Below are 10,757 nucleotides of genomic sequence, written 5' to 3'. Positions count from 1 at the left end.
ACTCAGAACATGCGGCCAATCTGTTCAACCTTGCTGAAGTCGGCAATATTTATTCGCGCCTGACCAACCCAACGGTCAGCGCGCTGGCTGAACGGATCACCCATTTGGAAGGTGGCGTCGGCGGTATCTGCTGTTCGTCTGGACATGCCGCGCAGATCATGGCTCTGTTTCCGCTGATGGGTCCGGGCTGCAATGTTGTGGCCTCTAGTCGGCTCTACGGCGGCTCTGTTACGCAGCTGAGCCAGACGATCAAACGCTTTGGCTGGTCCGCAAAGTTTGTCGATTTTGACGATCTCGCCGCAGTGGAAGGCGCGATTGATGAAAATACCCGCGCTGTGTTTTGTGAATCCATCGCCAACCCCGGCGGCTACATCACGGATATCCCCGCCATTGCAGCAATTTCGGACAAGGCAGGCATTCCTCTGATTGTCGATAACACCTCGGCAACGCCTTACCTTTGCAACCCGATTGCTTTGGGCGCAACGCTGGTTGTGCATTCGACCACCAAATACCTGACCGGCAACGGGACGGTCACTGGCGGCGCTGTCATTGATAGTGGCAAATTTGACTGGATGCAGAACGACAAGTTCCCATCCCTGTCCAAGCCAGAGCCTGCCTATCACGGCCTGTGCTTTGGCGAAGCGCTCGGTCCGATGGCTTACACGTTCCACTCTATTGCCGTCGGTCTGCGCGATCTGGGCATGACGATGAACCCACAAGGTGCGCACTACACACTAATGGGTATCGAAACTCTTTCTTTGCGCATGGACAAGCACGTCGCCAACGCCAAGAAAGTTGCGCAATGGCTCGAGAACGATGACCGTATCGACTATGTGACCTATGCAGGTCTTGAAAGCTCACCCTATTATGACCGGATCGAAAAGATCTGCCCGAAAGGCGCAGGCGCTCTGTTCACTTTCGCGGTCAAGGGCGGCTATGACGCCTGTGTGAAATTGGTGGATAGCTTGGAGCTGTTTAGCCATGTCGCGAACCTTGGCGATACCCGGTCATTGATCATTCATTCGGCGTCCACGACACACCGCCAGTTGACCCCAGAACAGCAAGAGGCAGCAGGCGCGAGCCCCAATGTTGTGCGCGTGTCCATTGGGATCGAAGATGCAGACGACATCATCGCTGACCTGGATCAAGCGCTCACAAAAGCGACGGCCTAAGTCAGACAAGAAAACTATACGGGCCGCCAATCGGCGGCCCGTTTTCCGTTGCACAGTTGGCGTCGCCCTACGCGTCGTCGTCTGCGATCTCAAACACGATGGACACTGTTGCCTGCGTGCTGAGCTCTCCTTCGGAGATCGGTACGCCAGAATCCATTGCCATCTCTGCACGGGCGATGAACCGGGGTTGGGGCATCGAGATACCGCCCTCGCTGATCGATCGAATTGCACCCAGTTCAACCCCTGCGGCATCTGCGTAAAGTTCCGCCTTTGCCACAGCATCCTCGACTGCTCTGCGTCGGGCTTCGTTTGTGGCCTCGGTCGGGTCCTGCAGCCCAAAACTAAGCCCGTTAAAGGCATTGACCCCATCGCTGACCATCTCATCCAGCGCCTGCCCGAGCAGACTGAGGTCGCGAATTTTGACCGACAATTGATTGCCTGCCTCATAACCTTTGATGCGCGCAACATCGATCCGGTTATCACCGCGCTCCCACACCGGGTTCAGATAGAGGTTACCGGTTTGCATATCCCGTGGCTCCACCCCGAGGCGCAGCATGATGTCAATGGCAGCCTGCGTGCGCTGATTGACCTGATCCATCGCCTCGCGCGCGGTATACGCCTGATAGCGCGCGCCCAGCATCAGGGTCGCCATATCTGGGGCTTGCTCAACAACCCCACGGCCCTGAACCACAATCTCTCCGCAATGCGCAACAGCGGGCAGTGCCAGCGCCGCCATCACCGCAAACGTCTTCAATTTCAGCATGTCTCGCTCCTCAATTCGGACAGAATTGACCTTAGTCGGCTGTTTCGGAAAATGCTTGCCCATAAAGGGCTTTTCCTTCCCCTTCGGCGATTTCCTGCTATAAATCGCTGGCGCAAATGGCAAAATCTTTTGCCAACCCTGATCGAATGCTAGAGCCTTACTATGAAACCTGACTTTGCCCTGTCCCTCTCATTTGAAGGCATCCGATTCCTGTGTCGCGTCGATGCAGGGTGGCACAACTTGGGCGAGGTCCCTCTTGAACATGTCGATCTTGAAGCCGCACTCGCGAAGCTGCGCGGTCTGGGCGAAGATCAAGCAGACGGTCAGGCACTTTGCAAAATCGTCCTGCCAAATGACCAGATCAAGTACATTGCACTTGCCGGTTTAAAGAGCGATCAAGACGAAGAAATCGCTGCAGCGGTGGCCGAGGCCACGCCATATACGCTGGATGAACTCGCCTATGATTTTGTCGAAACCGAAGATGGTGTGGACGTTGCGATAGTGGCGCGCGAAACGCTGGCAGAGGCTGAAAGCTTTGCCCTAGAACATGGGTTTTCACCTGTCTGTTTTGTTGCCCAGCCGACAGCGGATCAATTCAACGCGGAGCCGTTTTTTGGCTTAACCCAAGAGGCCGCGAAACTTGTCGATGACCCAAAGGTGATCACCCCGGACGATGCACCGATTGAGGTTGTATCAAGCGGACCGTTGCCAGACCCCGTCGATGACCCGCCCCCGCCGTTTTCGTCGTCGCGCCTCTCGACGTCGGCGACCGAGGGGGCTGCTGGCAAACTCGGCGGTGCAACGCGAACACAGTCGGCGACTGGTGCGCCTGCAGTTTCTGGGCAGTCGGCAACTGAAACCGGACTGGAACCCGCGAGTGCCTTGTCTGCGCAGGAACCACGGTTTGATACGGCAACCCTGATTGCGGGCCTCAAGAAACGCCCCGAACCCGTGACCAATACCCGGCCACGTGGGGCGGCGCGTGTTGGCGGTGCCGAAAAACCCCCAACATCGACCGTTGTTGCCGAGGTCGCGGGCTCTGCTGATGCAACGGCGAGCATTCAGACAATCCAAGCTCAGCCAGCGGAGGGCGGCAAACCCCGTTACCTCGGTGTGATCCTGATTGTGATCCTCTTGGTCTTTCTTGCTGCTGTCGCACTCTGGTCAAGCATGACATCCGAGGATGGTCTTGCGGGTCTTTGGGGCGCTGGCAACAACGTGGAAACCATCGAACTCTTACCCGAAACGGACAATACGTTTGAAACCACGGCGCTGCCTCCTGTTTCTGAGGAAAGCGTGACAGATTCCGCTGAGATCGAAGCGCTGGATGACAATGAAGGTGTTTTGATTGATCCGGTGATGGAAGCGGCCCTGCCCTCTCCGACCAGCGAAACGATCTATGCCGCGACCGGCATTTGGGACCGCGCACCCGCGCAACCCATTGCCCCACAGGAAGACGTGTCAGAAAACTCCGAGGCGATATACCTCGCGTCTTTTGAGCCAGTGCAACAAACCCACGACGCGATTGCGCTGCCCTCGGCGGACAGCTTCACCATCGACCCAGATGTCGCGCGCCAGAACAACCCGGTGGCAGCCGGAACGACAATTGATCTGGACGAACGGGGATTGGTTGTTGCCACGGCAGAGGGTGCGATTTCTCCGGAGGGGATCTTGGTCTATCTTGGTAAGCCGGCATCTCTGCCGCCGTCTTTCCCAGATCGGACCCAGATCCAAGAAGAAGCGCAAGAGGAAATGGCGGCCGAAGTTGATGCAGAACTTGCCCGCCTCGCGGCCTTTCGTCCAAAGGCACGTCCTTCCGACCTGATCGAACAGAATGAGCGCGCCACATTGGGGGGAAGCACCCGGTTGGAATTGGCCGGTATTCGCCCGAAACTTCGCCCGGAAGGCTTGGTTCAAGTCGTTTCGATTGATCCTAACGCCATTGCCTTGGCCACGGATCAAGCCGTTATGGCCAGCATTCGCCCACAAGTGCGCCCTTCGGATTTTGCAAGCACCGTGCGCGCACAGAAAGAGCAACTGGCCTCGGTCGCTGTGCCGCGCAGTGAAACCGTGCAACCAAGCATCCCGACAACAGCATCGGTCGCACGCAACGCAACGCAGGAAAACGCGATCAATCTGCGCAAGGTGAACTTGATCGGGGTCTATGGGGCCTCCAACGACCGGCGCGCGCTGGTGCGACTTTCGAGCGGACGTTATAAGAAAGTCCAGATCGGTGACCGGATTGATGGTGGCCGTGTCGCAGCCATCAACACCACCGAATTGCACTATGTCAAAGGCGGACGGACAATCGTCTTAAAAATGCCGCGCGGCTAAGGGTTTTGCGTAGGGCTTGCTCTGCACGCAGGACCGCTAGCGAGACACCGGCGACCAAACCAAAAACAATGCAAAAGCGCATGACCTCGGGCATGGTCAAGGAAGTCGTCATCGCGGCTGCGCACATCCCCAATGTGTAATGGTTCAGATACAGCGGATAGCTGAGCGCGCCAAGAAACCGAAGCCAGTGTGAACTTCTGCGGTTTGCGACACCTAATCCGGATCGCGCAATCAACAGCAGAGCGGCAGCAAACAAGAACCACGCGCTGAGAACCCCCACCCCATGCGCCTTCATCAACAGTCCGATCTCTAACAGCCCAGCAGCGCAAAACACCATCAACCACAGAAAATGGCGGTGCAGCCCGTGGGACCGTGCCGACCAAAGCAAGATCCCGAGGGCAAAGAAGACGCCATGGCGCAGCAGCAAAACTTTGTATTCAAACCCGTTGAGATGCGCGACCGCGCTTTCGGCGCCGGACCAGTCCAGGTCAAAGAACACAAAAAGATAGAGGCTGCTCACGCTTCCCAGCCATCGCGCGAAGCGCGTCAAATCGGCACCGCGTTGTTGCAAGATCAAAAGACAAACACAGCCGTAGAAAACAATCTCGACGACAAGCGTCCAAATGACCCCATCGACATAGGGACCGATGGGCGAAAGAAAAACCGAGCGCAATGCGCGCTCGATCACTTGCGCTACGTCGACCCCGCTAAGCAACAATGCCGTGGCCCCAATCGCCGTCGATAGCCAAAGCGCAGGCAGAATGCGCAGCGCGCGCGCCGTTATAAAGCGGCGCGCTCCGGACCTCCCACCCAAACCCTCAGCGCTTTTGGCAATCACGAACCCAGACAGCACAAAAAAGATCTGAACCCCAACCGCCCCAACCCCAAGAAACGGGCGGAGGAATGGAAATGCCACCACTTGCGCGGCGGCTTCCTTGTCTATGGCCAGATGGGGATCGCCCAATGCAATGGCTGCAAAATGGTTCAACAACACCAAAAGCGCCGCAAAAAAGCGTAGCAAATCGAGTTCGGAAAAATATTGGCGGGGCGCAGCCATAACGCAAAACCTGCGCCATTAAAGTTAACAACTTGTTGCGAACAGGCGGGCGCACAATAGGCAACAGCATTCACAGACAATCTGATTTGCATCAAGGCGCCGAGTCATCACTCGGCATAATCTACCTGCAAAGGGTGCAACATGCCGCCCTTGGCCGACACGTGGCGGAAACCATTCGTTGGCCGTAGCAACAAATGGAATTTCTTAGGAGGGTCCTATGTATAAGAATATTCTGATCCCGGTCGCACCCGATCACAGCACATCCTACAAACAAGCGCTCGCCATGGCGCGCAAACTGGTTGCGCAAGACGGTAAAATCACAGCGCTAACGGTTTTGGAAGCGATCCCCGACTTCGTGCGCTCGCAGGTACCAAGCGATATCTACGAAGGGCGCGCTGCCGAAGCCGAAGGGGCCCTGAAGGCGGACCTGGGCGACAGCGCGGATATCGAGCCTGTGGTTGTCTCTGGGCATAGCTATCGCACAATTCTCGACTATGCGCACAATGCTGACGTCGACTGTATTATCATCACGTCGCACAAGCCAGAATTCAGCGACTATCTGATCGGCTCCACCGCTGCGCGCGTCGTACGACATGCGAAATGCTGCGTGGTCGTTCTGCGCTAAGACGACACGAATACGAAACGGGCGGCGATTGCCTCGCCGCCCGCAATTTACATGGGCAAAAGATCAGCTTGCGGCCTGAATCTCACCGTTGTCGATCTGCTCTTGTTCGATGCTTTCAAACAGCGCTTTGAAGTTCCCTTCGCCAAAGCCATCGTCGCCTTTGCGCTGAATGAACTCAAAGAAGATTGGCCCGATCACGGTTTTAGAGAATATCTGCAGCAAGATCTTTGTCTCACCGCCGTCCACTACGCCTTCGCCATCAATCAGGATACCGTGTTTCATCATCCGGTCGAGCGGTTCCTCGTGACCAACCACACGCTCTTTGGAAAGGGCATAATAGGTCTCTGGTGGCCCCGGCATGAATTTCACGCCTTTGTCAGCGATCGCGTCAACGGAAGCATAAATGTCGTCAGACCCCACCGCGATGTGTTGAATGCCTTCGCCGTTGTACTTTTTCAGGTAGCTGACAATCTGACCGGTCTCACCGCGATCTTCATTGATTGGAATGCGGATTTTGCCGCAAGGGCTGGTCAATGCGCGTGAAAACAGACCCGTGTATTTGCCTTCGATGTCGAAGAAACGGATTTCGCGGAAGTTGAACAGGTCACCGTAGAACTTGAACCACTTGTCCATATTGCCTTTGAACACGTTGTGGGTCAGGTGATCGAGGTAGAAGAAACCCTCGCCTTCTGGTTTAGATTGGGTGATCCAGTCAAATTCTTGGTTGAAGGGCGACGTGTCATAATACTGGTCAGTAAAATAGATCAGAGAGCCACCAATGCCTTTGATCGCGGGCCAATCCAATGTTTTGTCATCCGCCTCGTAAGGCTCTGCGCCTTTGGACACTGCGTGCTCGAACGCCTTTTGCGCGTCGACCACGCGCCAGCCCATGGAAGGGGCACAGGGGCCGTGCTCTTCGACAAACTTCAATGCATAGCTGCCGGGTTCATTGTTCAGCACGTATGTAATGTCGCCCTGCTGCCAAAGCTCGATTGCTTTCGACTTATGATTGGCAACATGGGTGTAGCCCATCCGCGCAAATAGCGCGCGCAGCTCTTCCGGCTCGGGATGGGCGAATTCGACAAATTCAAAACCATCGGTCCCGGCCGGGTTATAATCGGATATCTCTGCACGTGGCGCGTCATGTGGAAACGGACCCATCGGATGCTCCTGTTTTAGGTGGGGTTTGTTCGCTGCGACAATGATAGTCCTATGACCGGGCGGGGAGTCCGCGAAATGACGTGCAGTTTCGGCAATTTTCGCGTAGCATTCACGAAAGTGACATGAAACTTGCGGAAAACGCGCATGATGATTGATGAAACAGACAAAAGGCTGCTTGCCGCATTGCAACACAATGCACATCTGACCGCGCAAGAGTTGGGGGATATTCTGCATCTCTCACCAAGTCAGGCCGGGCGGCGTCGACAACGACTAGAGGCCGAGGGGCTGATCAAAAGCTACGCTGCAAAGCTGGACCCCCAGCGGTTGGGCCTGCACGTCCAAGCCTTTGTGCAAATTCAGCTCGGCACGCATGGTCCAGATCAGGCCAAAAGCATCGCACGGTTGATCGCCACACGCCCCGAAGTGATCAGCGCATGGACGCTGACCGGGGAAGCTGACTACATGTTGCGTGTTTTTTGTGCAGATTTGCAGGCGCTTAACACCTTGATCCATGAAATCCTTTTGCCGCATTCTGCGGTTAGCCGCGTACAGAGTCAGATCGTGATGGACCAGTTCAAACACGACGCCCCTCTGCCAATTTGATCCGACCGCCCTGGAGCCATAATGGAAAGTTTTCTACTCGAAGCCACAATGTTTTTGCTTGCCGCCGTGCTGGCCGTTCCACTTGCCGTGCGGTTTGGCCTTGGCTCGGTGCTGGGCTATTTGATCGCCGGCATTGTTATCGGGCCGATCTTTGGCTTCATTGGTGGCGCCGAGACCACGGACCTGCAGCATTTCGCGGAATTTGGCGTGGTAATGATGCTGTTCCTGATTGGGTTGGAACTTGAACCGCGCGCGCTGTGGGACATGCGGCACAAGCTGCTGGGGCTAGGTGGGTTGCAGATTACCCTGACCACCATGGCCATCGCCGGTGGCATGCTGTTTTTAGGCTATGTCTGGAGCATCTCTTTGGCCGTGGGCCTGATCTTCGCCCTGTCCTCGACGGCAATTGTATTGCAGACGCTTGCGGAGAAAGGGTTGATGCAAACATCAGGCGGACGCTCGACCTTTGCTGTTTTGCTGACACAGGATATTGCCGTTATCCCAATGCTGGCCCTGTTGCCGCTTCTGGCGTTGCCCGCCACAGCGAGCTTTGCACCAGATGGGTCGGTCAAGCGCGCTTCCGATGCGGCCCATGATGCGGGGCACCATTCCTTGTCGCTGGTCGAAGGGCTGCCCGGATGGGGGGTCACATTGGTCACGATTGGCGCGATTGCCGCCGTCGTTCTGGCTGGAACCTACCTGATCCGCCCGCTGTTCAAATTCATTGCTGGTGCGCATCTTCGTGAAATCTACACCGCCACGGCCCTTCTGATCGTGATTGGCATTGCCGTTCTGATGACGCTTGTGGGCCTATCGCCTGCGCTTGGCACCTTCTTGGCGGGCGTGGTTCTGGCCAACTCGGAATTCCGGCACGAACTTGAAAGCGATATCGAGCCCTTCAAGGGCCTGCTGCTCGGCCTCTTTTTCATCACCGTTGGCGCGCAGATTGATTTCAATACGCTGCTGAAGGACCCGGTCAACATTCTTGGCCTGACCATGGCTGTCATCGCGATCAAGATGCTGGTCCTTTATGGCTTGGGCCTCGCCTTCAAACTGAAAAGCCGCAACCGCTGGCTCTTTGCGCTGGGTCTGGCACAGGCCGGGGAATTTGGCTTTGTGTTGATCTCTTTCGCCGTCCAACAGCATGTGCTGCCGACCCCACTGAGTGAAACGCTCTTGCTGGTGGTGGCGCTGTCGATGCTTATCACGCCACTGATGTTTATTCTTTACGAAGTCGTGTCCAAACGTATGAAAGAGGATCACCCCGAAACGGCAGCAGAGGAAATTGATGAAACCGGGCAGGTCATCATCGCGGGGATTGGTCGCTTTGGTCAAATCGTGAACCGCTTGGTGCGGGCATCTGGTTTCAGCACGGTGGTTCTGGACCACAATATGGAAACGATCCAAGCCATGCGCAGCTTTGGCGTGAAAAGCTTTCTCGGCGACCCGACGCGCCCTGAGCTTTTGCATGCGGCAGGTCTGGATGAGGCGCGGGTTTTGGTGGTCGCGTTGGATGATCCGAAAGCAACGATCAAACTGGTCGAACACGCCCGCCGTGAACGGCCCGACCTCCATATCGTCGCGCGTGCTCGGGATCGTGTTGAGGTTTTCAAACTCTATCAAGCTGGGGCCAACGACATTGTCCGCGAGATGTTTGACAGCAGCCTTCGCGCTGGTCGCTATGTTTTGGAAAACGTCGGCCTAACGGAATACGAAGCCAGCCAAGCCGAACAGACTTTTTATCACCACGATCGCCACGCGGTCAGGGAGTTGGCAAAGCTCTGGGACCCGAAAAACCCAGGCGCGCAAAACGCGGAATACCGCGCGCGTGTGAAAGAGTTGGAAGAAGATCTGCAGACGTTGCTCACCGCGCAGCTGGAAAAACCGACCGCCGCAGAATGATCAATTCAGGGGCTTTGCGCCTCGGAGAGAAAGCAGGCTTTCTCCCCTCACCCAGAGTATTTCACAATGGTGAATGATTAGGCTTCAGACACGCCCGCTTCGGCGAAGGTGGCCATGCCAGAGTGACAAGCGACAGCAGATTTCAGAATATTGATCGCAAGCGCGCCGCCGGAAGCTTCGCCAAGGCGCATGTTCATCGCCAGAAGCGGCTCTTTGCCGAGGTTCTTTAGCACGTTGAAATGCGCGGCTTCTGCCGACACGTGGCCTGCCACTGCATGATCCAAAGCATCGTCGCTTTCGGCGACCAGCGTCGCGGCGGCCGCCGTGCAGATGAAGCCATCCAGAATGACAGGAATACGCGCGACGCGGGCTTTGGCAATGGCCCCGGCCATCGCTGCCAGTTCGCGCCCGCCGAGGCAACGCAGAACCTCAAGACCTGCACGGTCCGGATTCGCAGCGAGGCCTTCGCCCACAACACGCGCTTTATTGGCAAGGCCAGCATCGTCGACGCCGGTACCGCGTCCAACCCAGTCTGCGGCCTCGCCACCATAAAGCGCGTTCAGAATTGCCGCGCCAGAGGTCGTGTTGCCGATGCCCATTTCGCCGACCACCAACAGATCGGTATTATCATCAACCGCATTCCAGCCCGTCAGAAGCGCCGCGACGACCTCGTCTTCGCTCATCGCCGGGCCTTGGGTGAAATCAGCCGTTGGGGTGTCCAGATCAAGCGCATGCACCGACAGTTTTGCGCCCGCCGCGCGGGACAATTGGTTGATCGCCGCGCCGCCATGCTGGAAATTCAACACCATCTGCTCGGTGACCTCCGCCGGGAACGCCGAGACGCCTTGCGCTGTCACCCCATGGTTGCCTGCAAACACAATCACCTGCGGATTGGCGATTTCCGGGCGAGGATTTCCGCGCCAACTGCCATACCAGATCGCCAGATCCTCAAGACGACCCAGTGCACCCGGCGGTTTTGTCAGCTGTGCGTTGCGCTCTTCTGCTTCTCCCAGAGCTTTTGCATCCGGCGCAGGGGCGCTTGTCAGCAAGGAACGGAATTCATTCAAGGTGGAAAAAGCGGCAGTCATGGCTGGCTCCTGTTGTCTCGGGCTGGCAAGCTGTTTACCTGATGGAACGCGC

The 10,757-nt window shown here is 56.6% G+C and carries 9 protein-coding genes (1 of these 9 cut by a window edge); 5 read left to right on the top strand and 4 right to left on the bottom strand.

Going from position 1 to position 10,757, the window contains the following annotated elements:
- Nucleotides 1-1,172, top strand: partial view of an O-acetylhomoserine aminocarboxypropyltransferase/cysteine synthase family protein gene (locus BUA39_RS14330; RefSeq protein ID WP_072793897.1) — the 3' portion only. Its footprint begins 121 nt before the window's first position; only the last 1,172 of its 1,293 coding nucleotides appear in the window; its start codon lies beyond the left edge, outside the window; it ends in the stop codon at nucleotides 1,170-1,172.
- Nucleotides 1,173-1,239: 67 nt separating this feature from the next.
- Here the strand turns inward: BUA39_RS14330 and BUA39_RS14325 are convergent, their stop codons facing one another.
- The gene (locus BUA39_RS14325) at nucleotides 1,240-1,935 is read right to left on the bottom strand and encodes an SIMPL domain-containing protein (RefSeq protein ID WP_072793912.1); all 696 of its coding nucleotides are present in this window, start codon (nucleotides 1,933-1,935) and stop codon (nucleotides 1,240-1,242) included.
- A gap of 162 nt (nucleotides 1,936-2,097) precedes the next feature.
- On the opposite strand from BUA39_RS14325, the gene BUA39_RS14320 reads away from it, so the two are divergent.
- Nucleotides 2,098-4,269 (top strand): hypothetical protein, encoded by a 2,172-nt coding sequence (locus BUA39_RS14320; protein WP_072793896.1) that lies wholly within the window; start codon nucleotides 2,098-2,100, stop codon nucleotides 4,267-4,269.
- On the opposite strand, the gene BUA39_RS14315 is transcribed toward BUA39_RS14320, so the two are convergent.
- Nucleotides 4,226-5,326: an acyltransferase family protein gene (locus BUA39_RS14315; RefSeq protein WP_072793895.1), complete on the bottom strand. Its 1,101-nt coding sequence runs from the start codon at nucleotides 5,324-5,326 to the stop codon at nucleotides 4,226-4,228. The genes BUA39_RS14320 and BUA39_RS14315 overlap by 44 nt on opposite strands.
- A gap of 217 nt (nucleotides 5,327-5,543) precedes the next feature.
- Between BUA39_RS14315 and BUA39_RS14310 the strand changes: the two genes are divergently transcribed.
- A complete protein-coding gene (locus BUA39_RS14310) occupies nucleotides 5,544-5,951 on the top strand; it encodes a universal stress protein (RefSeq protein ID WP_072793894.1) in 408 nt (135 codons plus the stop codon).
- 63 nt (nucleotides 5,952-6,014) lie between these two features.
- Here BUA39_RS14310 and hppD read toward each other — a convergent pair whose 3' ends face one another.
- Nucleotides 6,015-7,112: a 4-hydroxyphenylpyruvate dioxygenase gene (gene hppD / locus BUA39_RS14305; RefSeq protein WP_072793893.1), complete on the bottom strand. Its 1,098-nt coding sequence runs from the start codon at nucleotides 7,110-7,112 to the stop codon at nucleotides 6,015-6,017.
- 147 nt (nucleotides 7,113-7,259) lie between these two features.
- Here hppD and BUA39_RS14300 point away from each other — a divergent pair, with 147 nt between their 5' ends.
- Both BUA39_RS14300 and BUA39_RS14295 read left to right on the top strand, forming a co-directional pair.
- Entirely contained in the window at nucleotides 7,260-7,715 is a 456-nt protein-coding gene (locus tag BUA39_RS14300) for an Lrp/AsnC family transcriptional regulator (RefSeq protein ID WP_072793911.1), read from the top strand.
- 21 nt (nucleotides 7,716-7,736) lie between these two features.
- Nucleotides 7,737-9,617, top strand: a complete 1,881-nt coding sequence (locus BUA39_RS14295) for a cation:proton antiporter domain-containing protein (RefSeq protein WP_072793892.1) — start codon at nucleotides 7,737-7,739, stop codon at nucleotides 9,615-9,617.
- A gap of 77 nt (nucleotides 9,618-9,694) precedes the next feature.
- Here BUA39_RS14295 and cobT read toward each other — a convergent pair whose 3' ends face one another.
- The gene (gene cobT, locus BUA39_RS14290) at nucleotides 9,695-10,705 is read right to left on the bottom strand and encodes a nicotinate-nucleotide--dimethylbenzimidazole phosphoribosyltransferase (protein WP_072793891.1); all 1,011 of its coding nucleotides are present in this window, start codon (nucleotides 10,703-10,705) and stop codon (nucleotides 9,695-9,697) included.
- Nucleotides 10,706-10,757: the final 52 nt, after the last annotated feature.

Origin of the sequence: Cognatishimia maritima (genome assembly GCF_900129685.1) — a bacterium.
GTDB lineage: Bacteria > Pseudomonadota > Alphaproteobacteria > Rhodobacterales > Rhodobacteraceae > Cognatishimia > Cognatishimia maritima.
The sequence above is the reverse complement of the archived record's forward strand: the minus strand, read 5'-3'. Positions and strand labels throughout refer to the sequence as shown.